The organism is Xanthomonas campestris pv. asclepiadis (assembly GCF_020784175.1).
Taxonomy (GTDB): domain Bacteria; phylum Pseudomonadota; class Gammaproteobacteria; order Xanthomonadales; family Xanthomonadaceae; genus Xanthomonas; species Xanthomonas campestris_D.
In genome coordinates this window covers 20,691-46,955 of sequence record NZ_JAJGQM010000033.1, presented here as the reverse complement: position 1 = coordinate 46,955, position 26,265 = coordinate 20,691, and the positions used below count along the sequence as shown (strand labels likewise).

Annotated in this window: 21 protein-coding genes and 2 pseudogenes; 13 read left to right on the top strand and 10 right to left on the bottom strand. The window is 66.4% G+C overall.

Annotated features, from left to right (window positions below; translation table 11 throughout):
* Positions 1-40 precede the first annotated feature (40 nt).
* Genes LL972_RS14800 through LL972_RS14790 form a run of 3 tightly spaced genes read right to left on the bottom strand, consistent with a single transcriptional unit; the run spans position 41 to position 1,855 of the window.
* Positions 41-610: a YceI family protein gene (locus LL972_RS14800; protein ID WP_228328235.1), complete on the bottom strand. Its 570-nt coding sequence runs from the start codon at positions 608-610 to the stop codon at positions 41-43.
* A gap of 10 nt (positions 611-620) precedes the next feature.
* Entirely contained in the window at positions 621-1,184 is a 564-nt protein-coding gene (locus LL972_RS14795) for a cytochrome b (protein ID WP_228328234.1), read from the bottom strand.
* A 2-nt stretch (positions 1,185-1,186) separates the two neighbouring features.
* On the bottom strand, positions 1,187-1,855 hold the full coding sequence (locus LL972_RS14790; RefSeq protein WP_228328233.1) for a YceI family protein: 669 nt from the start codon (positions 1,853-1,855) through the stop codon (positions 1,187-1,189).
* A gap of 96 nt (positions 1,856-1,951) precedes the next feature.
* Between LL972_RS14790 and LL972_RS14785 the strand changes: the two genes are divergently transcribed.
* Both LL972_RS14785 and LL972_RS14780 read left to right on the top strand, forming a co-directional pair.
* Positions 1,952-5,518: a hybrid sensor histidine kinase/response regulator gene (locus LL972_RS14785; protein WP_228328232.1), complete on the top strand. Its 3,567-nt coding sequence runs from the start codon at positions 1,952-1,954 to the stop codon at positions 5,516-5,518.
* Positions 5,519-5,724: 206 nt separating this feature from the next.
* On the top strand, positions 5,725-9,297 hold the full coding sequence (locus LL972_RS14780; RefSeq protein WP_266104643.1) for a two-component regulator propeller domain-containing protein: 3,573 nt from the start codon (positions 5,725-5,727) through the stop codon (positions 9,295-9,297).
* A 74-nt stretch (positions 9,298-9,371) separates the two neighbouring features.
* Here LL972_RS14780 and mdtD read toward each other — a convergent pair whose 3' ends face one another.
* The 5 genes from mdtD to LL972_RS14755 all read right to left on the bottom strand — a co-directional run bounded on the left by mdtD (position 9,372) and on the right by LL972_RS14755 (position 14,415).
* Complete coding sequence (mdtD, locus tag LL972_RS14775; protein WP_228328230.1) at positions 9,372-10,793, bottom strand: multidrug transporter subunit MdtD; 1,422 nt, start codon at positions 10,791-10,793, stop codon at positions 9,372-9,374.
* A gap of 208 nt (positions 10,794-11,001) precedes the next feature.
* Positions 11,002-12,066 carry a uroporphyrinogen decarboxylase gene (gene hemE / locus LL972_RS14770; RefSeq protein WP_228328229.1) on the bottom strand — a complete coding sequence of 355 codons (1,065 nt, stop codon included), beginning with the start codon at positions 12,064-12,066 and terminating at the stop codon, positions 11,002-11,004.
* Between the two features lie 14 nt (positions 12,067-12,080).
* A complete protein-coding gene (locus tag LL972_RS14765; RefSeq protein ID WP_228328228.1) occupies positions 12,081-12,332 on the bottom strand; it encodes a WGR domain-containing protein in 252 nt (83 codons plus the stop codon).
* Between the two features lie 431 nt (positions 12,333-12,763).
* Positions 12,764-13,876, bottom strand: coding sequence for a 3-dehydroquinate synthase (aroB, locus tag LL972_RS14760; protein WP_228328227.1), 1,113 nt, complete (start codon positions 13,874-13,876; stop codon positions 12,764-12,766).
* Entirely contained in the window at positions 13,873-14,415 is a 543-nt protein-coding gene (locus LL972_RS14755; RefSeq protein ID WP_102253688.1) for a shikimate kinase, read from the bottom strand. The genes aroB and LL972_RS14755 overlap by 4 nt, the downstream gene beginning before the upstream one ends.
* Before the next feature lie 337 nt (positions 14,416-14,752).
* Here LL972_RS14755 and pdxH point away from each other — a divergent pair, with 337 nt between their 5' ends.
* The 9 genes and pseudogenes from pdxH to LL972_RS14710 all read left to right on the top strand — a co-directional run bounded on the left by pdxH (position 14,753) and on the right by LL972_RS14710 (position 20,818).
* Positions 14,753-15,352: a pyridoxamine 5'-phosphate oxidase gene (gene pdxH / locus LL972_RS14750; protein ID WP_228328226.1), complete on the top strand. Its 600-nt coding sequence runs from the start codon at positions 14,753-14,755 to the stop codon at positions 15,350-15,352.
* An 8-nt stretch (positions 15,353-15,360) separates the two neighbouring features.
* Positions 15,361-15,498 (top strand): annotated as a pseudogene (locus LL972_RS14745) (N-acetyltransferase); the annotation flags it as partial.
* Positions 15,499-15,638: 140 nt separating this feature from the next.
* A complete protein-coding gene (locus LL972_RS14740; RefSeq protein ID WP_005995044.1) occupies positions 15,639-16,055 on the top strand; it encodes a YjfI family protein in 417 nt (138 codons plus the stop codon).
* A gap of 12 nt (positions 16,056-16,067) precedes the next feature.
* Positions 16,068-16,838 carry a PspA/IM30 family protein gene (locus LL972_RS14735; RefSeq protein ID WP_104533992.1) on the top strand — a complete coding sequence of 257 codons (771 nt, stop codon included), beginning with the start codon at positions 16,068-16,070 and terminating at the stop codon, positions 16,836-16,838.
* Between the two features lie 25 nt (positions 16,839-16,863).
* Positions 16,864-17,946 (top strand): ion channel, encoded by a 1,083-nt coding sequence (locus tag LL972_RS14730; RefSeq protein WP_228328225.1) that lies wholly within the window; start codon positions 16,864-16,866, stop codon positions 17,944-17,946.
* A complete protein-coding gene (locus LL972_RS14725) occupies positions 17,943-18,620 on the top strand; it encodes a YjfK family protein (protein WP_006449071.1) in 678 nt (225 codons plus the stop codon). The genes LL972_RS14730 and LL972_RS14725 overlap by 4 nt, the downstream gene beginning before the upstream one ends.
* A 37-nt stretch (positions 18,621-18,657) precedes the next feature.
* Complete coding sequence (locus tag LL972_RS14720; RefSeq protein WP_047126964.1) at positions 18,658-19,062, top strand: DUF350 domain-containing protein; 405 nt, start codon at positions 18,658-18,660, stop codon at positions 19,060-19,062.
* Between the two features lie 12 nt (positions 19,063-19,074).
* Positions 19,075-19,650, top strand: coding sequence for a DUF1190 domain-containing protein (locus LL972_RS14715; protein WP_228328224.1), 576 nt, complete (start codon positions 19,075-19,077; stop codon positions 19,648-19,650).
* A gap of 1 nt (position 19,651) precedes the next feature.
* The gene (locus tag LL972_RS14710; RefSeq protein ID WP_228328223.1) at positions 19,652-20,818 is read left to right on the top strand and encodes a glutathionylspermidine synthase family protein; all 1,167 of its coding nucleotides are present in this window, start codon (positions 19,652-19,654) and stop codon (positions 20,816-20,818) included.
* A 570-nt stretch (positions 20,819-21,388) separates the two neighbouring features.
* Here the strand turns inward: LL972_RS14710 and LL972_RS14705 are convergent.
* Positions 21,389-22,758: pseudogene (locus LL972_RS14705) on the bottom strand (MFS transporter).
* A gap of 100 nt (positions 22,759-22,858) precedes the next feature.
* Between LL972_RS14705 and soxR the strand changes: the two are divergent.
* Together soxR and LL972_RS14695 are read left to right on the top strand one after the other, a co-directional pair.
* Positions 22,859-23,305 (top strand): redox-sensitive transcriptional activator SoxR, encoded by a 447-nt coding sequence (soxR, locus tag LL972_RS14700; protein ID WP_228328244.1) that lies wholly within the window; start codon positions 22,859-22,861, stop codon positions 23,303-23,305.
* 213 nt (positions 23,306-23,518) lie between these two features.
* Positions 23,519-25,510: a M1 family metallopeptidase gene (locus tag LL972_RS14695; protein ID WP_228328222.1), complete on the top strand. Its 1,992-nt coding sequence runs from the start codon at positions 23,519-23,521 to the stop codon at positions 25,508-25,510.
* A 128-nt stretch (positions 25,511-25,638) separates the two neighbouring features.
* Here LL972_RS14695 and LL972_RS14690 read toward each other — a convergent pair whose 3' ends face one another.
* Positions 25,639-25,788 carry a hypothetical protein gene (locus tag LL972_RS14690; protein WP_228328221.1) on the bottom strand — a complete coding sequence of 50 codons (150 nt, stop codon included), beginning with the start codon at positions 25,786-25,788 and terminating at the stop codon, positions 25,639-25,641.
* Positions 25,789-26,265: the final 477 nt, after the last annotated feature.

Below are 26,265 nucleotides of genomic sequence, written 5' to 3'. Positions count from 1 at the left end.
TCCGCCGTTCAATGGCCGCGTCCGGTTGCGGCCGGTGGCGTTACTTCGCCTTGAACACGACCTTGGTGCTGATCGCGGTTTCATTGGGAATGGTCTTGGTATCGGCCCAGTCGCCGCCACCAATGCCGAAGTCCAGGCGCTTGACCACTGCCTTGCCGGCCAGCACCGGCTGCGCGCCAGGTGTCCAGGTGAAGGTCAGCGTGACCGGCTTGCTGACGCCGCGCAGTTCCAGCGTGCCGTCGGCCGCGTACTGGTTGCCGCCCAGTGCGCGGAACTTGTCGGCGCGGTAGCGCGCAGTGGCGAACTTGGCAACGTTGAAGAAGTCCGGCCCCTGCAGGGTCGAATCACGGTCGTTGTTGCCGCTGATGGCACTGGCCAGCGGAATGCGCACATCGAGCTTGGCGCCGGCAAGATTGGCCGGGTCGAAACTCAGCGTGGTGTCGAAACCGGGGAACTTGCCGGTAAACACTTCGCCGTCGTACTTGCTGGCAAATACCAGCGACGAGCCGGGTGCCTGCACGTAATCGGCAGCGAGGACCGGCGCGGCGGCGAACGTGGCCACGAGGGAGGCGGCGACCAGCAGGGGAGAGGTGAACAACCTGGACGACATGGGGAATCCTTTAGGGTTTGGAAGAGAGCCAACCGCGCGGCAACATCCGCACAAGGGTGGCGTCACGCTGGATCAGGTGGTGGTAGAGCGCGGCGCCGGCATGCGCCAGCACCACGGCAATCAACAACCAGAAGCCCCACTCGTGGATGAAGTGCGCAATTGCGCGCAATTGTTCGTCCGGCGGGCTGAGCTTGGGCACGGCAAACAGGCCAAACCAGCGGAATGGGCGCAGGCCGCTGGTGGAGTCGTACAACCAGCCCGACAGCGGCATCGCGAAGATCATCGCGTACAGCAGCCAGTGGGTCAGCCCGGCGATGCGCTCCTGCCAGCGCGGGGTGCCGGCTACCGGCGGCGGCGCGCCCGCGTAGACGCGCCAGCCCAGCCGGACGATCACCAGTGCCAACACGGTCAGGCCCACCGATTTGTGCGCGGTGTAGACCCAGAAGTATTTCGGCGTCTTGGGCAATTCGCCCATGGTCAGGCCGACGATGCCCAGCACCAGGATCAGCAGTGCGATCAGCCAGTGCAGGGTCTGGCTGAGACCGCCCCAGCGTTCGACGTTCTTCAGGGTCATGCTCAGGATTCCGGACTGGTGGCAGTGTCAGAGGAGGCAGGTGCACTTTGCGGCTGCGGCTGCGGCTGCGGCGCGTCGTCTTCGGCGCGGCCTTCGCGCACGGCTTCGGCTTCGATGCGCAGTTCCACTGTGTCGCCGATCATCGATTTCCACGCGTCGATGCCGAACTCCGCACGGCTCAGCGTGGCGGTGGCGGAGAACCCGGCGGTGCGGCGGAACGGCGGCAATGGATGGCGCTTGAGCGCATTGAGGGTGACATCCAGGGTGACCGGGCGGGTGACCCCGTGCAGGGTCAGGTTGCCGGTGACCCTGGCGTGGTTCTGCCCGCTGGCTTCCACCTGCGTGGAGACGAAATGCGCGTCGGGAAACCGCTCGGCGTCAAGTAGGTTGCGTGCCAGGGTGGCCTCGTTCCACTTGGCATCGCCCAGGTCGGCGCGCTGCAGCGGCACGGTCACGTCCAGCCGTGCCGAGGCCCAGTCGTCCGGGTCGAACACCAGCGTGCCGCTGCTTCCGGAAACGGTGCCCAGTGCCTTGGAAAAGCCGGCGTGTTCGACCGCGAACAGCACCCGCGTGTGCACCGGATCCAGCGCGTAACGCACCGGCGCGGCGGTTGCGGCAAGGCTGGTCACGGCCAGGGCGGGAAGCAGCAACAGGCGGGCGAGGGTTGTCATGGGCGGATTCTAGACATATCCCGCTGCAGCGCGCTTGGCTTGCGCTCGCAACGATCCGTTGCGAGCATGCGGGCTGGACGTGGAAAGGATGCCCACATGCGTGAGCTTGCTGTTTTGTTGGTCTTGCTGCTGGGCGCAATGCCCAGTGTTGCGAAGATTCCGGAGATTCCGCGTTTCCGGATCGTGGGTCCCAGCGACGGACTCCCATCGACCATGGTGGTTGCGATCCACCAGGATCGCGCCGGTTATCTGTGGCTTGGCACCCTGGATGGTCTGGTGCGGTACGACGGGGCAGGATTCAGGACCTGGCGACATGATCCTTCCGACCCCGCATCGTTGCCCTGCAACGCGATCCAGGCGCTGCACATCGACGCGCTTGACAGGATATGGATCGGCTGCGGCAAGACGCTGAGCGTCATGGATGCCGGACGAGGCCATTTCCGGCACTACCGCACGGTCGACTATCCGTTGATGAAGGACGGCGAGATCTACAGCATCACCGCGTTCGACGGCGATATCTGGGCCGGAACCACGACCGGCGCGCTGATTCGCATCGATACCTCTGGGGCGATGTCGTCGGTGGATCTGGGTGCGGTCGATGGCGACCTTGACCAGGCCATGGTCATGAATCTTGCGGCGGATAACCGGCAGCGGCTGTGGATCGGAACCAGCAGTGGACTGGCGTACTACGACGGAAAACATCTGCACCGCGTCTATGTCCCGGACGAACCGAACCGTCAGTCTGCCATCTTCGGTCTGCAATGGGCGGGGGACCGTCTGTGGCTGGGGAGCGAGTCGGGGTTGCACGTCATGGGCCCGGACGATCGATGGCCGCCGCTGCCCTGGGGGACGATGTTCGGCACCGGCAACGAGTTCTGGGGTGCAGTGGCTGCCCCGGACGGCGAATTCTGGTTGGGAAGTGGACGCGGTCTGTGGCGGACCCGCGGCGAGCGTCCACCGGTCCCTGCCTTCAGCGGAGAGGGGGCATTGTCACGCCGTAATGTCATTGGCCTGCTTGGAGCCGCTGATGGCGGGCTATGGGTTCCGATGCATGGCACCGGCCTTGGGTATTTGCCGGCAGACTGGAAGCGCACAGCCGTGCTCAAACCGGCGGTGCCGACGGGTGATGCCATCTATTGCAACCTGGCCCCGGCCACACGTTCTGGTGGCTTGTGGCAGGTCGATGCGGAAGGTCGCTTGTTGCGCGTCGATCCAAGCACTGGCGACACGTTTCAGACAGGGTTGCAGTCGTCGCAACTCAAGGACATGGAGTTGGTGTCAGCGCTGGAGGATCGCCTGCAACGTGTCTGGCTGGGCAATCTGAGCTTTGGCCTTTCCCGCATGGACCTGCGTACCGGTGAATTCATCCACTGGCCGTCCGATGGCCCTGAACCGGCGTCGGCGCTATCGGCGCCTGACTGGATCATCGAGCATGGCGATACGGTGTGGATGGCCTTCATCGACATGCTGCAGCAGCGCGATTTGCGTAGCGGTCGTGTCTTGCAGCGCATCACGCAGCAGGACTTGCACGGCTTGCGCGATATCGCCGTACAGCAGCTGGAGCAAGGCCCGGACGGACGTGTCTGGGTTGCAGGCGAAGGCGGCATGTTTGCCTGGGACGAAGCGTCACACCAGTTCGTGCCGGTCACAGGGTTGGAAGGGACGCAGATCCAGGCGTTTGCCAGCCAATCGCCGGAGATGGTGTGGGTGTATCGGGCAGTAGGTGCAGAACAATGGAAAAGAACCGCAACACGTTGGGTGCGCGTGCGTCAGGTGGGCCAGGCCGACGGCCTGACTGGGTTCGACGCATCCGCAATGCGGATCGACCCGCGTGGCAGGGTCTGGATTTCCAGCTTGCGCGGGCTATGGCGGATCGACCCTTCGGTGACGCCGGCACGCCTACGCAATATTGGTACACGCGATGGATTGACCAGCCAGGAGTTCATTCAGCATTGTCTGCTGATGGCGGGCGATACCCTGATCGGGGCGACCAGCGATGGCTCTACCGTGCTGCTGGATACCGCAATGCCCGATGTCGCACCGTTTGTTCCGGCACTGCAGCTGGAACATGTCAGCGTGCTACGCAATGGTGCGCGCATCGCGTTGCCAATGGATCGCCCGTTTCAGCTGGGACCTGGAGATCGGCAGCTGCAGATCGTCAGCCGTCTGCTGTCGTACAGCGACCCGCTGTCCAATCGTTACCGCAGTTTCTTGAAAGGCTTCGACACCGAATGGCAGACCTCGGGCAACGCGGGAATCCGAGAATTTGCCAGCTTGCCTGCCGGTAGCTACGAGCTCACGCTGCAGGGGGTGGACCCGCTGGGCAATCGCTCACAGATGCGCTCGCTGCGGTTCTCGGTCAATCCACCATGGTGGCGTAGTGACGCAGGCATCGCGCTCATTTGCCTGCTTGTGCTGCTGCTGGGCGCATTGCTTGCGGCCGCCTATCGCCGCCGTGTGCGCATGCGTGCGCAATGGCAGCTGGCCCAGCACAAGCGCGAGCTGGCCGAACAGGCGTCATTGGCCAAGACGCGCTTTCTGGCGACCCTCGGGCACGAGGTACGCACGCCGATGACCGGTGTGCTGGGCATGAGCGAGTTGCTGCTGCAGACGCCATTGGATGGACGTCAGCAGGGTTATGCCAGCGCGATCCAGTCGGCAGGCAAGCATCTGCTGCGGCTGGTCAACGATGCCCTGGATCTGGCGCGGATCGAGGCCGGCAAGCTGCCGTTGGATTATCGCGACTTCGACCTGCGTCAGCTGATCAGGCAGGTGTCCGAGCTGGTGCGCCCGAGCGCCGAGCAGAAGCAGCTGGCTTTTGCGTGCGAACTGGATGACGCGCTGCCGCCGGCATTGCACGGCGATGCCAGCCGGGTGCAACAGATCCTGCTCAACCTGTTGTTCAATGCGGTCAAGTTCACCGAGCGTGGCAGCGTCAGCCTGCGTGTGGCGGCGGTGCCGCAAAGCCCCAGGCAAGGCATCCGGATCGAAATATGCGATACCGGCCCGGGCATGAGCGCGGAACAGCGCGGGCGCCTGTTCCAGCGCTTCGAGCAGGCCGAAGGTGCAGTGACGCTTGCCCGGCATGGCGGCAGCGGCCTGGGCCTGGCGATCTGCCGCGAACTGGCGGCGGCGATGGGCGGTGCAGTGACGGTCAGCAGTGAACTGGGGCAGGGAGCGTGTTTTGTGGTCGAGCTGCCGCTGCGCTGGGTGAGTGCGCTCCCCACGGTGCCTGTGCCTGCACGTGCAAGCTCGCCGCGCACACAGGCGCCATTGCAGTTGCTGCTGGTCGAAGATGACCCGACCGTGGCGCAGGTGATCGTTGGCCTGTTGCAGACACGTGGCCACCAGGTCACCCATGTTCTGCATGGTCTGGCGGCGTTGGCCGAGCTGAGTACGCGCAGCTTCGACGCGGGGCTGTGCGATCTGGACCTGCCGGGCATCGACGGTGCGGCGTTGGTGGCGCAGTTGCGCGCGCGCGGCGTGCGCTTTCCGATCGTTGCGGTCACCGCACGTGCCGATGCCGACGCAGAACCGCAGGCGATGGCTGCCGGCTGCAATGGCTTCCTGCGCAAGCCGGTCACCGGCGAGTTGCTGGCACAGGCACTGGCACGGGTGCTGGCCGACGCCGCCGATGCGCACGACATCCCGGCCGTCGACTAAGCTGTCGTCGCTTGCCCCGTCATACGGTGGCTGCTTGGCGCGGATGCAACAGCGGTGAACCAGATCGAGACCCGGTGCATGCGCCGGTTCGGGCCGTGGAGTGAAAACGGATGAGCAACGCGGCAAGCTCGCTCGGGCTTGCTCGCACCGCGCGTGGCCCGCACTATGCGGCGACTTGTCGTGAAACCTGTCCAGTGCGCCTTTTTTTGTGTTTTTCCTATTGGTTGATCGCGACAGCGTCGCTGTGTCTGTGCGCCACGCTGCAGCCTGCATGGGCGAGCTCGCGCGCGCTGCTGACGCCGGTCCCCAGCCAGATCACGGTTGCCGACGGGCTGCCCTCGGACACCGTCAGCGAGCTTGCCGAAGACCAGCAGGGCTATCTCTGGATCGCCAGCGATGACGGATTGGCCAGATTCGATGGACGCAACTACCGCATCTGGCGGATGGAAGAAGGGCTGACCAGCAACGCGATCTGGACCATCTGCGTCGATCGTGACAATCGGGTGTGGATGGGGTTCGAGAACGGCGGCGCCGGTTTTCTGGAGCCCAAGACACGCGCGTTCAGGCGGTTGGAGAGCCCGCAATTTCCGGAGCTGCGCGAAATCACGGTGTGGGCGCTGGCCCACACGCCAAACGGCGATGTCTGGCTTGGCACGGCTGCCCACGGGCTGTATCGGCGCCGTCCCGACGGCAGCATGCAGCGATTTTCCAACGTGCCCGGCGACCCGACCAGCCTGCCGTCCGACAGCGTGATCGGGTTCGCGGTCGCGCCCGATGGGACATTGTGGATCGGCACCCATGGCGGGCTGGCTCGCTGGGACGGCGCGCACTTTCAGCGGGTGCCGCTGCCTGGAACCACGCAGGCGGTCAATCGGCTGTACATGGAACGCAACGGCGACACCTTGTGGGTATCGGATGTCGTCGGCGATGCGTTTGGTGTGGATGCCAATGGCCAGGCGCGGCCCCAGCCGTGGCAGAAAGCGGTGAGCAAGCGGCGGGTCATGGGGGTGCTGCTGCATGATCGCAACGGGCGCTATTGGCTGGACACCGACGGCGGCCTGGGCCTGTCTACCGCAGGAACCGACATCAGCAGCGTGCCGGTCTACAGCCTGTCGGCGCACGGCCTGGTCCGGCGGAACTGGATTGCGGCCTACGAAGATCGGGAGGGCGGGCTGTGGTTTGCAGCGCTCGAAGGCGGCCTGTGGCACCTGCCGCCGCATTGGGACACTTTTGCGGTCGTGGCCCCCCACGGCGGCGATCCACAGTCGCTGACTAACCCGTCCGTGCTGGCGACGGCGCCGTCGGCTGCGGGCGGCGTCTGGCTGGCCGGCTCACGGCACGTGCTGGAATATCTCGATACGGTGACCGGCCAACTGCAGACCCACCTGGCCACCATCGACGCTCGTCCGCCCGACTCCATGCTCGAAAGCCGGCGCGGGTTGGTGTGGATCGCCGTCGAAGGAAAACTGATCCGGTATGACCCGCAGACCCGGCAAGTCAAACGCTGGCAGTTGCGTGAGGATGTCGAGCCCGATCCCGACGGTGCCGCGGACCGACCGGGCTGGATGGCGGAGGACGCGCAGGGCCGGCTGTGGGTGACGGTGCTGGAATACGGCCTGCAAATCCGCAACCAGGAGGGGCAGCTGCTGCGGACTATCGTCCATGGCAGCCATGGACTGGAGGCATTGACCATCCTGGACATACGGCTTGGCCCCGATGGTCAGATATGGCTGAGCAATAACGCCGGTCTACGCCGTTGGGATCCCGCTGCCGACCGCTTTGTCCCCGTCGACGGCACGCCGTCCCTGCCGACGTATCTGTTCCGGCTTGGAGAGGGGGGCGTGGTCTGGACCGGGTTGGCGGGCGAGATCCGGCGGTATCTGTGGGACGGAAAGCGGCTCAAGCACCTGGATACGGTCGGAAAAGAGCAGGAGTTTCCGATGGTGGCGCCCAACGGCCTGGTGGTCGATGCCAGGGGCGTGGCCTGGGTGTCCAGTCAGCGCGGCCTGATCCGGATCGATCCCGGCAGCCGACTGGTGCGTGTGTATGGGGTGCACGACGGGCTCCCCAACCAGCAGCTGCAGATCAATACCCTGGTGCAGGCCGGCAGCGGGCGGGTCGTGGCTGCATCGCCCGACGGCGTGGTGGTGTTCGATCCGGCCACGATGCGCCCCAGCACACGCCGGCCACCCTTGATCATCGAACGCGTGGGCTTGCGGCGCGGGGAGCGTGGCCTGGATATCACCGGGCAAGAGCCGCTGACGATGCAGGACGACGATCGCGACCTGCACATCGTCGCGCGCCTGCTCAGCCTGGCCGATTCGGAGTCCAACAGTTACCGCTTCCGCCTGAGTGGCTACGACCCGGACTGGATCGATGTCGGGCCCAGTGGCGAACGGCTGTTTTCGCGACTGCCCGCAGGGCACTACACGCTGGAAGTGCAGGGGCGCACTGCCGACGGGATCTGGTCGGCCAGCCAGACGCTGCGCTTCCAGGTATTGCCGCCGTGGTGGCTGGCGCCGTGGGGGCTGGTCCTGCTGGGCGTGCTCGCCCTGTGCGTCGTTGCCGCGGCGGTGCTGTTGTATCGCCGCCGCCTGCGGCGCTTGAATGCCTGGCAACTGGCGGTGCACAAGCAGGAACTGGCCGAGCAGGCGTCGTTGGCCAAGACGCGTTTCCTGGCCACGCTCGGCCATGAGGTGCGTACGCCGATGACCGGTGTGCTGGGCATGAGCGAGCTGTTGCTCAAGACCTCGCTGGACCACAAACAGCGCAGCTATACCGAATCGATCCGCCGTGCCGGCGCGCATCTGCTGCGCCTGGTCAACGATGCGCTGGACCTGGCGCGGATCGAATCCGGGCGCCTGGAACTGGACCTGGAGCCCTTCTCGGTACGCCAGCTGGTGGCCGAGGTGGAGGGCTTGATGGCGCCACTGGCGCAGGAGCGCGGCCTGCGTTTCAGCCTGGAAGTCGGGCTGCTTGGCGACATCACCGCCAGCGGCGATGTCACCCGCATCCGCCAGATCCTGCTCAACCTGCTCAGCAATGCGATCAAGTTCACCGAGCGCGGGGTGGTGGGGCTCAAGCTGACCACGCTGGGGTCGTACCAGGGGCTGCGTTTCGAGGTGGCCGATACCGGGCCGGGCATCAACGCCGATCAGAAAGCGCGGCTGTTCCAGCGCTTCGAACAAGGTGACGGCGCCAAGACCACCTCGCGCTACGGCGGCAGCGGTCTGGGCCTGGCCATCTGCCAGGAACTGGCGATGGCGATGGGCGGGCATATCGAGGTGATCAGCCGATTGGGCGCCGGCACGCGCTTCGTGGTTGATCTGCCGCTGCGCTGGGTCGCCTCCAACGCCACGCTCGGCGGCGAGGTGGCACGCACCGGCGGCGCAGTCGCCCCGCAGCGCATTCTGCTGGTGGAAGACGATCCCACCATCGCCGAGGTCATCGTCGGCCTGCTGCGTTCGCAGGGTCACTCGGTGGTGCATGCACCGCACGGGCTGGCCGCGCTGACCGAAGCGGCCGACAACCCCTTCGACCTGGCCTTGCTGGACCTGGATCTTCCAGGGTTGGACGGCTTTGCGCTGGCACGGCAGCTGCGCGTGTTCGGTTACGACATGCCGTTGATTGCGGTGACCGCACGCTCGGACGAAGAGGCCGAGCCCACCGCACAGGACGCCGGCTTCGACAGTTTCCTGCGCAAGCCGCTGACCGGCGACATGCTGGCCGACACCATCGCCGAGGCACTGCAGCGCGAACGCCCGCACGATGAAATCTAGACCGTGTGCCGCGGTTGACATCGCGCGCTGCCCTGCGCTCGCGCACTGCGCCGGTCGATGTCGCAGAGGTCGCGTTACTCGGCGACCTCCTCCACCTGCCTGGGATGCGGCCGCGTCTCGGCCAGTTGCCAGAAGATCAGCGTCGAGGACAAGGTGATTCCACCGACGCACAAAAAGGTCGCATGCAATGCGGCAGTGGCGCCGTGGCTGTCGCCCAGATGCGTGTTGAAGGCGGCCAGCAGACTGCCCGCCGCTGCCGCGCCGAAACCGGTGGCCAACATCATCACCATCGACAACAAGCTGTTGCCGGGGCTGGCCTGCTCGCGATCCAGGTCGCGCAGGGTCACGGTGTTCATGACGGTGAACTGCAGCGAGTTCACCACGCCAAAGCAGGCCAGCTGCAGCAGCCGCAGCCATAGCGGCTGGCCCGCATCGATCAAAGCGAAGCTGGCCATCGCCAGGCCCACCAGCACGGTATTGAGCATCAATACGCGGCGGTAGCCGAAGCGACCGACCAGCTTCACCGCGGCACGTTTGGCAGCCATGCCGGCCAACGCCACCGGCACCATCATCAGCCCGGCATTCATCGGGCTCATGCCCAGGCCAACCTGCAACAGCAGCGGAATCAGGAACGGCATCGAGCCGCTGCCCACCCGCGCGAACAGATTGCCCAGAATGCCGATGCGATAGCTGGCCACCTTGAACAAGGCCAGCGGAAATAACGCCACCGGCGTACTGGCCGCATGCAGCCAGTAACCGGCCAGTGCAGCGAGGCCGCCGATTGCCAGCAGCATGACAAAGGCGTGGCGCAAGCCGAGCTCGGAGATGCCGTCCAACGCCAGCGACAGCGCCACCATGCCGAACGCCAGCATCAGATAGCCGATCAGATCGAAACGCTGGCGCGCATCGCCGTAGTGGTCGGGCATGATCTTCAGCGCAGCGATGAAACCGAGCACGCCGATCGGCAGGTTGATCAGGAACACCCAGTGCCACGAGGCGACTTCCACCAGGTAGCCACCCAGCGTGGGGCCGATGAGTGGGCCGATCAATGCAGGAATCGCGATGAAGCTCATCGCGCGCAGGAAGTCGGCGCGCGCCACGGTCCTGAGCACTGCCAGCCGGCCAACCGGCAGCAGCATCGCCCCACCGATGCCCTGCACCACGCGCGCTGCCACCAGCTGCGGCAGCTGTTGCGCGGCGGCGCATAGCAGCGAGCCCAGCGTGAACACGATGATCGCCGCCAGGAAGGTGCGCCGGGTACCGAAGCGGTCGGCAATCCAGCCCGATGCGGGGATGAACATCGCCACTGCCAACGCATAGCTGAAGACCACCGACTGCATTTGCAGCGGGCTTTCGTGCAGGCTGCGCGCCATCGACGGCAATGCCGTATTGACGATGGTTGCATCCAGCATCTGCATGAAGATCGCCAGCGACACCAGCCACAGCAGCGGCTTGATGGTGTCGTAGGCGCGCAAGGTGAGGACAGGCTGAGACATGATGACCACTGTCGAGGAACAGCGCATTATCCCCGTGCCGATGTGCAGGAACTCAGAAAAACATGCGCATCTGCGGCCCAGGCATTCAAGGCGTGTCCTGCGATCAGTCCTTCACATCACGCGGGATGGACCATCGCCTCGCACCGCGCGTCATGCCGGATCTAGCGGCGACCAACCGCGCATTACGCGCGGCTGGTCGCGTGGCGCATTAGCGCTTGCTCAGCGTCTGTACCGCTTCCACCAGCACGCCCACATGTTCCGGCTTCATATCCGGTGACATGCCGTGGCCAAGGTTGAAGACATGGCCTTCGCGCGAGCCGCCGTTGCCCTGGGCGTAGCTGTCCAGGGTCTTGCCGACTTCGGCGCGGATCGCCTCGGGCGAGCCGTACAGGGTGGCCGGGTCCAGGTTGCCCTGCAGCGCGACGCGGCCGCCCGCACGCTGGGCGGCGTCGGCCAGCGCGATGGTCCAGTCCACGCCTACCGCTTCGGCGCCACTGGCCGCCAGCTCGCTGACGTAGGCACCGTTGCCCTTGCCGAACAACACCAACGGGGTGCGCTCGGCACCGTCGCCGCGTTCCAGCTCGCGCGCGATGCGGGTGAGGTAGGGCAGCGAGAATTCGCGGTACATCGCCGGCGACAGCACGCCGCCCCAGGTGTCGAACACCTGTAGCGCCTGCGCGCCGGCCGCGCGTTGTGCCGACAGGTAGGCGATCACGGCATCGGTGACGGTGCCGAGCAGGTGATGCAGCACGTCCGGCGCGTTGAAGGCCATGGCCTTGATGCGCGCGTATTCCTTGCTGCCGCCGCCTTCGATCATGTAGCAGGCCAGCGTCCACGGGCTGCCGGAGAAGCCGATCAGCGGCACTGCGCCATCGAGCTCACGGCGGATCAGGCGCACCGCATCCATCACGTAACGCAGCTCGGTTTCCATGTCCGGCACGCCCAGCCGATGGATCGCGGCGGCGTCGCGCACCGGATGGCGGAACTTGGGGCCTTCGCCTTCGACGAAATACAGCTCCAGGCCCATTGCATCGGGAATGGTCAGGATGTCGGAGAACAGGATCGCCGCGTCCAGCGGGAAGCGTTGCAGTGGCTGCAAGGTGACCTCGCAGGCGATCTCGGGGTTCTTGGCCATGCCCAGGAAACTGCCGGCACGCGCGCGGGTGGCGCGGTATTCCGGCAGGTATCGGCCGGCCTGGCGCATCAGCCAAACGGGGGTGCGGTCCACGGGCTGGCGGTTGAGGGCGCGCAGCAGGCGATCGTTCTTGAGCATGGGGAGAAATGTCCTCAAAGCGGCGCGTCGGCGCCGCCGGTGATGAGTTGGAAGCCGCGTTTGAGGTGGGTGTCGCGCGCCTTGTCGAAGGCCCGGTCCGCTTCGTCCTGCAGCAGGTATTGATCGCGTCGCAACTGCGAACGTCCACCGATCTCGCCGCTCTCGCGCAGCAGCTCCCAGCCGCTGAACAGATCCGGTTGCAGGGTCAGCTGGACGTAGCGGAGCGGCGCGTTGCCGCCAGGATCGTGTTGCAAGTGGATGCGCATAGCGCCGATTGTAGCCGGGCCGTGCTGAAGGCTGGGAGGCGGTGGGCGCGCCGGATTGCTCCGGTTGCGAAGGTCCAGAGGGCAGTGCTGGCAATCGGTCTCGTGGATGTCCGCAGGCCGGCGCGTTGAGCGGGGGCTATCCACCACGCTGGTGAAAGCTTGTCGGCGTGGTGGCGGATAGGCGCTGCGGACGCAGTAGGGCGCGTCGGCAAGGGCCGCGCGTGCCAGCGGGTTCCTGCGCAAACGACGTTCTGCCTCGCCCGCGCAGGCGATCGGCAGGCAGGCATTGCGTAGGAGCGCACCTGGGCGCGATGGGGATTTATCGGGAAGGCCCCATCGCGCCCGAGGGCGCTCCTACGAAGAGCTGAGGGTCGGGAGGTCGACGACAGCTGCGTGCGGCCATCCAGCGTTCCCTACGTGCCCGGCCGCCCTCAGCCCGCCAGGATCTCCAGCACCGCCGCCTCGTCGACATCAGGCACTACCTCGGCCTTGCCGATGCCGCGCCACAGCACCAGTCGGAGGCGGCCGGCGATGTTCTTCTTGTCCAGCCGCATGCGCCCCAGCAAGGCCTGTGGCGACAGTCCGGCGGGGATCTCGGTCGGCAGGTCGAAATCGTGCAGCAGGTCGCGCAGCGCCTCGGTGTCCTGCGCCTGGCTCATACCTAATGCCGCCGACAACCGCGCCGCCAGCACCATGCCCACCGCGACCGCTTCGCCATGGTTGAGGTTGTCGTTGCCGGGCGCGCCGTAACCTTGTTCGGTCTCGATCGCATGGCCGAAGGTGTGGCCCAGGTTGAGCAGGGCGCGCTCGCCCTTCTCCAGCGGGTCGCGTGCCACGATGTCAGCCTTGTGCTCGCAGCTGCGTGCGATCGCCTGCGCCAGGGCGTCGGCATCGCCCTCCAGCAACGCCCGACGTTCGGCATGCAGCCACTGGAAGAACAACGGGTCGCGGATGGCGCCGTACTTGATCACCTCGGCCAGCCCGGCGCGCAGCTCGCGCGCGGGCAGGGTATGCAAGGTGTCGGTATCGGCGATCACGGCGCGTGGCGGATGGAACGCGCCGACCAGGTTCTTGCCCTGCGGGATGTCCACCGCGGTCTTGCCGCCGACCGAGGAATCCACCATCGCCAGCAGGCTGGTGGGCAGTTGCACGCAGTCCACCCCGCGCATCCAGCAGGCCGCCGCGAACCCGGCCAGATCGCCGACCACACCGCCGCCCAGTGCGAACACGCAGGCGTCGCGGGTGGCGCCCAGCTCAGCCAACGCCGCAATCGCGGCGCCGAAATTGTCCAGTGTCTTGGAGGCTTCGCCGGCGGCGATCACCAGTTCGCCCAGCTGCAGGTCCGGGCGCGCCTGCAGCAGCGCATTGCGCACCCCGGCGGCGTAATGCGGGGCCACCTGCGAGTCGCTGAGCAGCAGTACGTGGCGGCCGCGCACATGGCTGGCCAGGCGCGCGCCGTCGGCCAGCAGGCCGGGCGCGATGGTGATGGTGTACGGCTGCGCGCCGTCGACATCGACGCTGCGCGAAGAACGGGGAAGTGTCATGCGGGGGTACTCGACATGCGCCATTGCGCGGCCAGGCGCAGCACCAGCTGCGCGGTGGCCTCGGCGGGGGAGAAGTGATCGGTTTCCAGGCTGAGGTCGGCGACCTCCTGGTACAGCGGGGTGCGCTGCGCGGCCATCGCGTGCAGCACCTGCTCGCGGTCGGCGCGTTGCAACAGCGGCCGGTTGCGGTCGCGTGCCAGCCGGGTGAGCTGTGCCGGCACGCTGACGTGCAGGTACACCACAAAGCCGCGCTCGCGGATGCGCTGGCGGTTGAGCGGATCCAGTACCGCGCCACCGCCGGTGGAAATCAGCTTGTTGTCCTGCTCCAGCAGCGTCTGCAGGGTCTGGACCTCGTGCTGCCGGAACCGCGCTTCGCCGTGCTGTTCGAAAATGGCCGGGATGCTGCTGCCGACCTGCTCGACGATGGCCTGGTCCACATCGACGAATTCCAGCCCGAAGCGCTCGGCCAGGCGGCGGCCGATGCAGCTTTTTCCGGCGCCCATCGGGCCGACCATCACGAGATTGGGAGCGGGGTTCATGCGCAGGGATCGTAGCATTCGGGCCCGCGCATCGGGCCGATCGGCATGGACTGAAACCATTCCTGCGCGGTGACCGTTGGCTACGCGCAGCAGCAGCGACACCCACGCTGCGCGAAGGATGACCGCGGCGACAGCTGGTGGATCGGCTGCGCGTAACGCGTAGCGAGTACCTGGCGGCCGGGCGTCGGTGACGCGAGGAAAGTGTACGAGCGCTAGATGCTCTCAAGCGCCAGCCGCTGTCCCCGGCGGCGAACGCGGAGCTGTCGATCGCCGCGCATAGGCGAAGCAGGCGCGATGCGCCCACAATAGGCGCCAATCTTGCTGCCCTCGCACCGTCATGACCGATCTGTACGCAGAAGCCCTTGCCACCTTTACCGCGCTGTACGCCGAGGCGCAGGCCGGCGCCGAGCTCGAAGCCAGCGCAATGACCGTGGCCACCGCCAGCGTCGACGGCCGGCCGAGCGCACGCACCGTCTTGCTCAAGGCCTTCGATGCGCGCGGGTTCGTGTTCTACACCCATCTGGACAGCGCCAAGGGCCGCGACCTGCAGACCCATCCACAGGCCGCGCTGCTGTTCCTGTGGCGCAGCCTGCGCGAGGCCGGCATCCAGGTGCGCATCGAAGGCGGCGTGCAGCTGGTCGGTGCAGAGGAGGCCGATGCCTACTTCGCCTCGCGCCCGCGCATGAGCCAGATCGGTGCCTGGGCCTCGCTGCAGTCGCAGACGCTGGGCTCACGCGAGGAGTTCGACGCGGCCATCGCCAAGGTGGAAGCCACCTTCGAAGGCCGCACGGTGCCGCGCCCGGATGGCTGGGGCGGGTTCCGGGTGGTGCCGCAGGCGTTCGAGTTCTGGTACGGCGCCAGGTTCCGCCTGCACGAGCGCTGGCGTTACGAGGCCGATGCGGCCAGCCACTGGAGCAAGCGGATGCTGTATCCGTGAGCACGCAGGCCGGGTGGCGAGACCAGGGTTGCACGGAGCTGGCCTCCGATGCGCGGCTGGAAGACAGCGGCGCCCAGGCGACGCATGCGGCGTGCGGCTTCGAGCCAACTGAACGGGTGGTCTACTACCGCCTGCAGCTGGCCTGACCGGCTGACTTCCGGCCCTTTCTGCCGGTCGCGGACAGTCTGTAGTATGTCCGCCCATTGCACGACTGTTGCCGCATTAGCGCAGCTGCATCGCCGCAGTTGCTACACCACCGCTGCATGACCAAAGGACAGGACATCGTATGACGCAGTACACCACTGTCGAATTGCACGGCCTGCTGGCCGAGCGCTACCGCGACCAGCCGATCGAGGTCGAACTGATCGATGGGCTGGAGCCGGCCATCAACCTTACCCTGGCCGACCACGGCGACATGCAGATCCAGGTCGCCGCCTCCGGCTCGCAGGTGTTCGTTTCCACGTTGCTGGCCAACGCCGACCAGGTCAGCGACCGCGCGGCGTTCAACGACGCCTGCCTGCGACTGAACCCGCTCAACCCCTTGTCCAACCTGGGCCTGGTGCAGGTCGACGGCAAGGATAGCTATGTGGTCTTCGGCGAACTGTCGGCGTCATCCACGCTGGACCAGATCGACGAAGAAATCCAGACCCTGGCGGCCAATACTCTGGATGCCGCCGAATCTCTCAAGCCGTTCTTTTCCTAAAGGCGTGTTGTCATGAGTATCTTTTCAAAGCTGATCACGCTGCTGCGTGGCACTGCACACGAAACCGGCCAGAAGGCGGTCGACGCCAATGCGCTGCGCATCCTGGACCAGGAAATGCGCGATGCGGGCGCCCAGCTCACGCGCTCGCGCGAAGAGCTGACCAAGCTGATGGCGCAGAGCAAGCTCGCCCAGCAGAAGATCGACGCGCGCGCCGGCAAGATGGCCGAATACACGCGCTATATCGAAGGTGCGCTGGCCAAGGGCGACGAATCGCTGGCCCACGATGTGGCGACCAAACTGGCCGCGCTGGAAAGCGAGGATGCCGGCGACAAGGCGTCCAAGACGTCGCTGGACCAGTCGGTGGTGACGCTCAAGGCCACCATCCAGAAGACCGAGAACCAGCTGCGCGGCATGCGCCAGCAGATCGACACGGTCAAGGCCACCGACGCGGTGCAGAAGGCGCAGGCGGCGATTGCAGCGCGCCATTCCGGCGCCAGCAGCAAGATGGGCTCGGCACTGGAATCGCTGGAGCGGATCAAGGCGCGTCAGGCCGAAACCTCCGCACGCATCGAATCGGCCGAAGAGCTGGAAGCGTCCAGCGGTGATGGCGATCTGAACCGGCGTCTGGCCGCGGCCGGCCTGATGGAAGGCGAGTCCAACGCCGCCGCGGTGCTGGCGCGCTTCAAGAAGCCGGCCCAGCTCGGCCACGACAGCGCCAGCGGCAGCGCGCCGCTGATCGGCCAGGTGCGCGACGTGCAGCAGGTTCCGCGCAGCGACAGCTGATCCACCCCACGGCACAGGACGCGCCATGATCATCGTCGGACGCTTGATCCGGGTACTGCGGCGCCATGTGCGCCGCGTCAGCTGGGGCATGGTGGCGCTGGCCCTGCTTGCCCACATGGGTGTGAGTTGGGCGTTGTTGTTGATGGCTGGCGAGCACAAGCTCGTTGGCCTGGACGCGTTTCCGTATTACTACATGACCACCGCCACCACCATCGGCTATGGCGACCTGTCGCCGGGCTCGGTGGCCGGGCGCTATATCGCCGCGTTCGTGTTGATGCCGGGCGCGGTGGCGCTGTTCGCCACGGTGCTGGCCAAGACCAGCGGCGTGCTCATCACTTTCTGGAGGCGCCACTACATGGGCAAGATGGCTTACGCCGATCTGCGCGGGCACACCATTCTGATCGGCTGGCAGGGCGCCGCCTCCGCGCGTTTGCTGGAGCTGTTGCTCTCGCACACCGCCACCGACGACGAAGGCGTGGTGCTGATCGCCGAGGGCGTGGCCGAGAACCCGATGCCCGACCACATGCGCTTCATCGCCGCCGAGTCGTACACGCATACCGAGGTGTACCTGCGCGCCGGCATCGCGGGCGCGGCGCGGGTGATCGTCAACCCGCCGTCCGACGATCAGACCCTGGCGGCGGTGTTCGCGCTGATGGCGCATGCGCCGCGTGCGCACATCGTGGCGCACTTCGACTCGGGCAGCGCCGCGCGGCTGGTCAATTGCCACTATCCGGCGATCGAATGCACACGGCCGATGACCGCCGAGATCCTGGCCCGCGCTGCGCAGGACCCGGGCAGTGCGGCGATCACCGCCGAGTTGCTGTCGGTGGACGATGGCCCAACCCAGTTCGGCCTGCTGGTTCCGGCCGATGTGCCAACGCTGGATTACCGCGTGCTGGCCGCCGATTTCAGCCAGCGCGGCGGCCTACTGCTGGGCCTGCGCGCGCCCGATGGCGCGCTGCGCTTGAACCCGCCCGCACACACCGCCGTGCCGGCCGGTGCCATGCTGTACTACCTGGCCGAGCAGCGCGTGCCCGTGCATGCCATCGCATGGCAGGCCCTGCGCGCTGCTGCCGTTCCCCATTCCCCATCGCCACAAGGTGCATGACGATGAGTTTTTTCAGCAAGTTGTTCGGTCAACCACAACCGCCAGCGGCGCCCACGTCCGGCACCGGCGCAATCGGCCACACGCTGCCGCTGGGGCTGCGCGTGGGTGGCCAGGTGGAGATCGACACCACGTTGTATCGCATGGCGCCGGAGGCAATGACCGCCGAGCTGCCGGGCGGCCATCAAGGCATCCCGTGCTACGGCCACGTCAATCTGGGCGATGGCTATTCCCTGCATCGGTTCTACCTGGACGATGATGCGTTCCTGCAGGTCACCACCGTGGGCGGCGATCTGGAGGCGATGAAGGCGTTCGTGTATTGCGAGACGGTCAATCCGCCCAGCAAGCAGGCGTTTCAGGAGTTCGTGATGCAGCATCCGCATCTTGGTGCGGCGCAGATCGACTACGCGGGCAAGCGCTGGGAACGCGCCACCCAGTCCACCGACGATGCCGCGCGGATCCCGCCGATTGCCTATGACGAAGTGCTGTACCGCTATCAGCCGCCGCGCCGCGATGGCGATCTGACCCACTACGCCATGCTCTACAGCCGCGATGTGCCGGAGTTGCAGCGCGAGGAATTCCTGCTGGTCACCGGCGAGGATTCCGGCCCCAATGAATTCTGCGTCACCTATGCGGTCGGCATCGATGTCACCGTTGCCGATCTGGATATCACCTGAGCGTGCGCGCTCGTCCTCCACTTACCCTGGTCCTGTCATGAACCCGATCAACCTGCAGAGTTTTCTCGCGTTTCTTTCCTACTTCGGCACCGGCCTGGGCGTGTTGATCGTCGCAGTGGTGCTGGTGACCCTGGTCACCCCGCACAAGGACTTCACCCTGCTGCGGCAGGGCAACGTGGCGGCGGCCACCGCCCTGGCCGGCAACCTGATCGGTGTGGCATTGCCGCTGCATTCGGCCATCACCCATTCGGTGAGCCTGGTCGATGCGCTGATCTGGGGCGCGGTCGCCTGCGGCATCCAGATCGTGGCGTATCTGCTGGCCAACCTGGTGGCCGGGCGCATCTCGCGGCAGATCACCGACAACGTCACCGCCGCCGGCATCTTCTCGGCCGGCGTGTCGATCGCGGTCGGGCTGATCAATGCCGCGGCGATCACGCCGTAACGGAGCGCAGGCATGAAGCGATCACGCAACCTCAAGCTCACCTTGATGGCCGCCTTGCCGGCCGCCCTCGTCACCGGCTGCGGTTCCGAACCGGAGACGGGCGTGGTGCTGCAGTCGGCCTCCGACTGCTACCAGATCAAGCAGGAACAGACCGACATCCAGCAATGCCTCAAGGCATACGACGAGGCGGTGACCAAGCATCAGCAGGCCGCGCCGCGCTTCAACACGCGCTACGAGTGCGACGAGCAGTTCGGCAGTTGCACGGCGGTGCAGACGGTGCAGGGCCAGCAGAGCTGGATCCCGCCGATGGGCGGGTTCCTGCTGGGCTACGCGTTGGGCAACATGACCGGTGGTGGCGGCTACCGCTATGGCGGCTCGATTCCGCTGTACCGCGATTACCGCAGCGGTGGGTACTACAAGCCCAATGGCGATCTGGCCAGCAACCGTGTCGGCACCGTGCGCGGGCGCAGCGGCGCCATCGACATGCCGTCGCGGGCGATCACCGTGTCGCGCTCGGGTTTCGGCTCCAGTGCGGCGGCGCGCAGTTCGTTCGGCAGCGGCGGGCGCAGCTCCGGGTACGGCGGCTGACATGCAACGGATCGCAATCGCCGAACGCCCGGACTGGCGCGAGCAGGCCGAATCGCTCGGCTTCCATTTCCACACCATCGACGGCGAGCGGTACTGGGACGAAAGCGCGTACTACGCGTTTACGCTGCAGCAGATCGAGGACGACATCGAAGCGCCCACGCAGGAACTGCACGACATGGCGATGCAGTTGGTGGACGAGGTGGTGGGCTCGGAACAGCTGATGACGCAGTTGGCGATTCCGCCGTTCTACTGGGACTGGATCGCCACCTCGTGGAAGAACCGCGACCCGCATCTGTACGGCCGCATGGACCTGGCCTATGCCGGCAACGGCCCGGCCAAGTTGTACGAACTCAATTACGACACGCCGACCTCGCTGTACGAATCGGCGTATTTCCAGTGGCTATGGCTGGAGCAGCAGATCGTCGCCGGTGCGCTGCCCAAGGGCACCGATCAGTACAACCTGATCCAGGACCTGCTGTGCGAGACGCTGGGCGCGTTGGCGGCTGATGGCGCGCTCGGTGCGCAGATGCATTTCTCCGCGGTGCGCGATTCGCTGGAAGACCGCGCCACGGTGCGCTACCTGCGCGACTGCGCGCACCAGGTGGGCATCAGCACCGAGGAAGTGGCCATCGAGGACATCGGCCTGAGCGCCGATGGCTGGTTCACCGATGAGCAGGACCGGGTGATCCATACGCTGTTCAAGCTCTATCCGCTGGAATTCATGATGGAAGAGCGCTTCGGCCCGGCATTGATTGCCAACCGCGTGCGCCTGATCGAGCCGGCGTGGAAATCGGTGCTGAGCAACAAGGGCATCCTGCCGCTGCTGTGGCAGCGGCATCAGGGCCATCCCAATCTGCTGCCGGCGCGCTTTGCGCAAGCCGGCGAAGCGCCGACGGCAGGCTGGGTACGCAAGCCGCTGCTGTCGCGCGAGGGTGCCAATATCTCCCTGGTCACCGCACTGGGCGACGCTGCGCACACCGACGGCCCGTATGTGGAAGGGCCGTCGATCCTGCAGGCGCACCATCCGTTGCCGGTGTTCGATGGGCGGCACGCCCTGGTCGGCAGTTGGGTGGTCGCCGATCGTCCGGCCGGGCTGGGCATGCGCGACGACGATGGCCCGATCACCCGCGACACCTCGCGCTTCGTGCCGCACGTGATCGTGGACTGATGCAGCAGTGACTGCGCATCGCCGCTGCGACGTGGCGATGCCGTGTGTCGTTATTGCCTGGCGTCTGGTGATGCGTGGGGATCGTCTTGTGCTTAGCCGCGTCGGACGCCACGGTTCGCGCTGCCTGACGCAGCTGCCGCTCCGCACCGCCTGACACACGCTGCAGTGGCGCGCAAGCCCCGCGTAGCCCGCCGGGCAGCGCGGGTTTTCCACACCCCCTGTGGATGGAATTTGCACAAGGCTGTGGACAAGTGGGTGCAGGCCCCAGCCTGCAACGCTGTCAAGATGGGTGGCGAAAAAATGACCAGTCGCTCGCGGGCGAGGTATCTCCCTCGCGATCGCAGCGATCCCGGCAGGATCGGCAAAGTCGCTTGCGCCCTGGTCGCTGCGCTGTCCTGACCTGCAGTACGCCATGCCAGCGCAACGTGCTGAGCATGCGGATCATGCAAGTCGTGCAGACCGCACGCGTGCTGCATGCGCTGCGAGCGATACACGTCGACCGACCGCGACGCGTCAGCGCCCGCCATCAGTGCTCCCTTGCTTCGACACCGTGCGCACGCCGCATACCCATCACACCCGCCGCGCCACGAAAAAGCCCATCACAGCGAGCAGCCACGCCAGAGCGAACACGCTCAGGTACGCGGCCGCGGTCGCCCAGGCCAGCAGCGCGGCGAACAAGGCGCCGGCCAGCGCCAGCATGCCGGCCACCGCGATCGCCTCACTCAACTGCAGCGCCGAACTGTTGGCGCCTTGCTGCGCTGGCGGCGACAGCGACAACGTCAATACCGACAGACTCGGATACAGCAGGCCCATGCCCAGGCCGGTCAGCGCCCAGCCGGCAATTGCCACTGGCACCGGGATGACCGGCCACACCGCTCCCGCGCTGATCACGATGCCCAGCGACATGAAGCACGCACCGGTCTTGAGCAGGCGTGGGCGCGACCAGCCGGCGCGGCTATGGCCCTGGTACCAGGAGCCACTGAACCAGCCCAGCGCGCCGACGCTCAGCGCCACGCCGGCCAGCAGCGGCGACAGGCCGCGCTCGCGCGACAGCAGCAACGGCAGGAACGCCTCGAAGCCGAAGAAGGCGGCCGCCGCGATCCCGCGCAGCGCGATCACGCTGGGCAGCCCGCGCGCAAGCCGCAGCGTGCCGGCCGGCAACAGCTGCCAGGCGCAGCACACGGTGAGCGCCAGTGCCGGCAGCATCGCCAGCAACGCGCTCGTGCCGTGCAGCTGTCCGCCCAGATACACGCCGAGCACGCCCAAGGCCGCACCCACCGCCCAGCGCAATGCGGAGTCCGACGCGCCGGCTGTGTCGCTGGACCAGGTGCGCCCGCGGATCGCCGGCCACAGCATCAGCCCGGCCGGTATCGCCAGCAGCGGCACCGACAGGAACACCCAGCGCCAGCCCACGTGCTGCACGATCAGCCCGCTGATGCCCGGCCCGATCAACGACGGCACCACCCAGCCGGCCGAAAACGCAGCAAACACGCGGGCCGCAAGGCTTCCGGATACAGGCGCCCGACGATCACGTACAGCGCCACCGAATACGCGCCAGCCCCCAGGCCCTGCAGCAGGCGGCCGGCAATCAGCACCGGCATGCTCGGCGCCAGCCCTGCCACCAGCAGGCCGATCACGAAGCACAGCAGGCCGTAGGCCAGCGCTCCGCCGGGACCACGCCGGTCGCTCCAGCGCCCGGCGGCGGTCATGCCGACCACGCTGGTCGCCAGGGTGCCGCCGAACGCCAGCGCGTACAGCGGCAAGCCATTCAATTCGCGCGCGACGGTCGGCATGGCGGCGGCCACCGCCAGCGATTCGAAGGCATTGAGCGACACCAGCGCCACCATGCCCAGCGTTGCGGCGCGGTACGGAGCGGCAAGGATGGAGCTGGATCGGCTGTCGCCGGGTGAGCTGGCGGGCAGGGCGGTATCGGCGGGCATCGAGCATCCAGAAACTGAAGTGTGTAGAGCCATGACCATGGGGCTTGCACCGGTCGTGGCCGCGCAGCATCCTGCCTCAACCAAGGTTGAGGTCAAGGCAATGCAGCGTGAGTTATCCGTGGGCGAAGTGGCCAGGCGTAGTGGCGTGGCGGTGTCGGCATTGCATTTTTACGAGCGCAAAGGCCTGATCCAAAGCCTGCGCACGGCAGGAAACCAGCGCCGCTATGCGCGCGATGTGCTGCGACGCATCGCCGTGATCCGCGTCGCGCAACGGCTCGGCGTGCCGTTGCAGCAGGTGCTGGACGCGTTCTCGGTGCTGCCGGACCAGCGCACGCCCACGCGTGCGGAATGGGCACGCATGTCGGCGCGTTGGCGTGTGCAGCTGGATGCGCGTATCGCCGAGCTGCAGGCCTTGCGCGACCAGCTCACCGACTGCATTGGCTGCGGCTGTCTGTCGCTGCGCCGCTGCCGGTTGAGCAATCCGGGCGACACGCTGGCCGAAGGTGGGGATGGCGCGTTGCGACTGTCGCGGCTTGCCGCCGACTGAGGTGGCAAGCGCGGGCTATGCCGCCGCCGGGGCAGGGATGGCGTGATCGGCATCTGCAGGTCGCGTGCGGGCCGCGGCGGCTGCGCCGCTTCTGCGCCCCGGACAGTCTGTCACCGTCGAGAAGTTCGATGCCGCAACCGGGACCAATGGCAGTGCCGTGCCGGGCAAGGGCGACCGTAGGATGGGGATCCCCTCCGCCGCAGGACCTCACGCATGTTCCCCACCTTGCGCCGATCGCTCGCCGTTGCGCTGTCGCTGGCGTGCATCACCGCGTACGCGCATGCCGCGCCCGCAGCCAACGCAGCCGCCCCAGCCAGTACCTTCGATCCGCTGGCCTTGTTCGCGCCGCTGCAACTGCCCGACGCACCCAACGCCTACCGCAGTGGCAGCGGCGTGCCCGGCCCGTTGTTCTGGCAGAACCGTGCCGACTACACCCTCAACGCCAGCATCGACCCGGCAACGCACACGCTCACGGGCGAGGCGGCGATCCACTACACCAACCGCAGCCCGGACACGCTGAGCGTGCTGTGGCTGCAACTGGACCAGAACATCTACCGCGCCGATGCGCGTGCTGCCGCCAGCCGGCCGTCGCGCCGTACCCAGTTCACCGACGGCATGCAGATCGCCAGTGTCGAAATCGATGACGGCGGGCGTCGCCGATCCGCGCACTTCGTCGTCGACGACACCCGCATGCGGGTGGACCTGCCGCAGCCGCTGGCGGGGCAGGGCAAGGCGCTGACCGTGCATATCCGCTACCGCTACACGATTCCGGGCACCTGGGGCGGGCGCACTGCGGTCAGTGCCAGCAAGCAGGGCGAGATCTACGAGATTGCACAGTGGTATCCGCGCATGGCCGTCTACGACGATCTGCGCGGCTGGGACACGCAGCCGTATCTGGGCTCGGAGTTCTATCTGGAGTACGGCGACTTCGACTACGCGGTGACCGTGCCGGAGGGCTTCCTGGTTGCCGGTTCCGGCGCGCTGACCAATCCGGCCGAGGTGCTCAGCCGCAGCGAGCAGCAACGCCTGCAACAGGCACGCAGCAGCGATCGCACGGTGCTGATCCGCACGCCCGAGGAAGTGAGCGCGCGCGCAGCCAAACCTGCGGGAAACGCCACGCGCACCTGGCGCTTCCATATGGACAACACCCGCGATGTCGCGTTTGCCGCCTCGCCTGCGTTCGTGTGGGATGCCGCGCGCATCAAGTTGCCGGGCGGCAAGCAGTCGCTGGCGATGTCGGTGTATCCGCTGGAGGGCGTGGGCGCGGACAAGTGGAACCGCTCCACCGAATACGTCAAGGGCGCGATCGAACATTTCTCGCAGTGGTACCCGTATCCGTGGCCGGCCGCGATCAACCTGGGCGGGTACGGTGCGGGCATGGAGTATCCCGGCATCGTCTTCGACGGCTTCGAAGACAGCGGCAAGGAGTTGTTCTGGATCACCGCGCACGAGATCGGCCACACCTGGTTCCCGATGATCGTCGGCTCCAACGAGCGCCGCCACGCGTTCATGGACGAAGGCTTCAATACCTTCATCGATGTCTATGCATCCGATGCCTTCAACAAGGGCGAGTACGCACCCAAGCGCGATTCGGAATATGCGCCCAAGGGCGGCAACCCGGTCGACGAAATCCTGCCGCTGCTGGCCGATGACGGTGCGCCGACATTGATGGACAACGCCGATTCCACCAGCGAGACCTACCGGCATTCGCTGACCTATTTCAAGGGTGCGTTGGGGTTGGTGCTGTTGCGCGAGCAGATCCTGGGGCCGGAGCGCTTCGATCCGGCCTTCCGCAAGTACATCGCGACCTGGGCTTACAAGCATCCCACGCCATCGGATTTCTTCCGGCTGATGGAAAGCGAGAGTGGCGAAAATCTGGCCTGGTGGTGGCGCGGCTGGTATCTCAACAACTGGCAGCTGGATATGGGCATCAGCGAGGCCCATTACATCGATCACGATCCTGCCAAGGGCCTGCAACTCACGCTGCGCAGCAGCCAGAAACTGGTAATGCCGGTCACCGTGCGGGTGGACCTGGCCGACGGCAGCCATCTGGACCGCCGCGTGCCGGTGGAAACCTGGCTGCAGAACACCGCACCCAAGCTGACGCTGCCAACCACGCAGAAAGTGCTGCATGTGACGCTGGATCCGGACCATGTGTTGCCCGATGCCCAGCGTGGCGACAACCAGCTGGATGCGATCGGCTAGCGGTTGCCGATGCACTCGTCCGCGCTGCAACGGCGCGGACGAGCGGGGCGCAGACACGCGAAGTGTGTCGAACAACGGCGCAATCGATTGCAGCGATTGCGCCGTTGTTGTCTCTGCATACATCGCCATCAACGCAGGGCGTTGATCCAACGCATGTGCTCGCATCGTTGCTCGATCCGGTTGCCTCGCATTGCTGGCAATGCCGCCATGCACTGATCGCGTGCTGCGATCGCCGTGACACTTTGCGCAACTTTTGAAACCGGCATTGTGGCGATCATCGCCACGTCCTGCACGGCCCATACCAAAGCGTCATTGCTGCACTCGCTGCTGATAACGCTTACAGCCACGGCAGGTCTGCGTCTACCGTGCGAGCTCGAGCGCGCGCGGTGTTTTGTGCCTGGATGTGTCGCTGCATGTTTGCTGCAACGCAGGGTGACAAGCGCCGGCACGCGTGACTAGTCTGCGCCGCGTGGTAGCGCTATCACGCTGGGATGGAGTGATGGCAGCCGATTGAAATGATGTGGCGCACAGGGCTGCGCCGGCCACGGATTCAGGGGTAGGGAAGGCAGTCGCACGTGCTGTACAGACCGTCGCAGTCAGCGTCCTTCACGGAGGTTGCACGCGCACGGTCGGCATCAGGGGGATCCGTCGTTCGGTTCGACACGGGGGATCAGATGAAGTGCTGCTAAGGATGTATGTCGCGTGCCGTCCAAGGTGCGTGGCCAGGCAAACGCCGCGTCGCATTCCGCGACCAC

What these genes read in the sequence shown, in the direction of transcription:
- LL972_RS14785 (WP_228328232.1), top strand. Translation starts at nt 1,952, where the DNA reads ATGCGTGAGCTTGCTGTTTTGTTGGTCTTGCTGCTGGGCGCAATGCCC.
- LL972_RS14790 (WP_228328233.1), bottom strand. Translation starts at nt 1,855, where the DNA reads ATGACAACCCTCGCCCGCCTGTTGCTGCTTCCCGCCCTGGCCGTGACC.
- LL972_RS14740 (WP_005995044.1), top strand. Translation starts at nt 15,639, where the DNA reads ATGACGCAGTACACCACTGTCGAATTGCACGGCCTGCTGGCCGAGCGC.
- LL972_RS14715 (WP_228328224.1), top strand. Translation starts at nt 19,075, where the DNA reads ATGAAGCGATCACGCAACCTCAAGCTCACCTTGATGGCCGCCTTGCCG.
- LL972_RS14795 (WP_228328234.1), bottom strand. Translation starts at nt 1,184, where the DNA reads ATGACCCTGAAGAACGTCGAACGCTGGGGCGGTCTCAGCCAGACCCTG.
- LL972_RS14710 (WP_228328223.1), top strand. Translation starts at nt 19,652, where the DNA reads ATGCAACGGATCGCAATCGCCGAACGCCCGGACTGGCGCGAGCAGGCC.
- hemE (WP_228328229.1), bottom strand. Translation starts at nt 12,066, where the DNA reads ATGCTCAAGAACGATCGCCTGCTGCGCGCCCTCAACCGCCAGCCCGTG.
- LL972_RS14800 (WP_228328235.1), bottom strand. Translation starts at nt 610, where the DNA reads ATGTCGTCCAGGTTGTTCACCTCTCCCCTGCTGGTCGCCGCCTCCCTC.
- soxR (WP_228328244.1), top strand. Translation starts at nt 22,859, where the DNA reads ATGCAGCGTGAGTTATCCGTGGGCGAAGTGGCCAGGCGTAGTGGCGTG.
- LL972_RS14695 (WP_228328222.1), top strand. Translation starts at nt 23,519, where the DNA reads ATGTTCCCCACCTTGCGCCGATCGCTCGCCGTTGCGCTGTCGCTGGCG.
- LL972_RS14720 (WP_047126964.1), top strand. Translation starts at nt 18,658, where the DNA reads ATGAACCCGATCAACCTGCAGAGTTTTCTCGCGTTTCTTTCCTACTTC.
- LL972_RS14725 (WP_006449071.1), top strand. Translation starts at nt 17,943, where the DNA reads ATGACGATGAGTTTTTTCAGCAAGTTGTTCGGTCAACCACAACCGCCA.
- mdtD (WP_228328230.1), bottom strand. Translation starts at nt 10,793, where the DNA reads ATGTCTCAGCCTGTCCTCACCTTGCGCGCCTACGACACCATCAAGCCG.
- LL972_RS14690 (WP_228328221.1), bottom strand. Translation starts at nt 25,788, where the DNA reads ATGATCGCCACAATGCCGGTTTCAAAAGTTGCGCAAAGTGTCACGGCG.
- LL972_RS14765 (WP_228328228.1), bottom strand. Translation starts at nt 12,332, where the DNA reads ATGCGCATCCACTTGCAACACGATCCTGGCGGCAACGCGCCGCTCCGC.
- LL972_RS14730 (WP_228328225.1), top strand. Translation starts at nt 16,864, where the DNA reads ATGATCATCGTCGGACGCTTGATCCGGGTACTGCGGCGCCATGTGCGC.
- LL972_RS14755 (WP_102253688.1), bottom strand. Translation starts at nt 14,415, where the DNA reads ATGAACCCCGCTCCCAATCTCGTGATGGTCGGCCCGATGGGCGCCGGA.
- pdxH (WP_228328226.1), top strand. Translation starts at nt 14,753, where the DNA reads ATGACCGATCTGTACGCAGAAGCCCTTGCCACCTTTACCGCGCTGTAC.
- aroB (WP_228328227.1), bottom strand. Translation starts at nt 13,876, where the DNA reads ATGACACTTCCCCGTTCTTCGCGCAGCGTCGATGTCGACGGCGCGCAG.
- LL972_RS14735 (WP_104533992.1), top strand. Translation starts at nt 16,068, where the DNA reads ATGAGTATCTTTTCAAAGCTGATCACGCTGCTGCGTGGCACTGCACAC.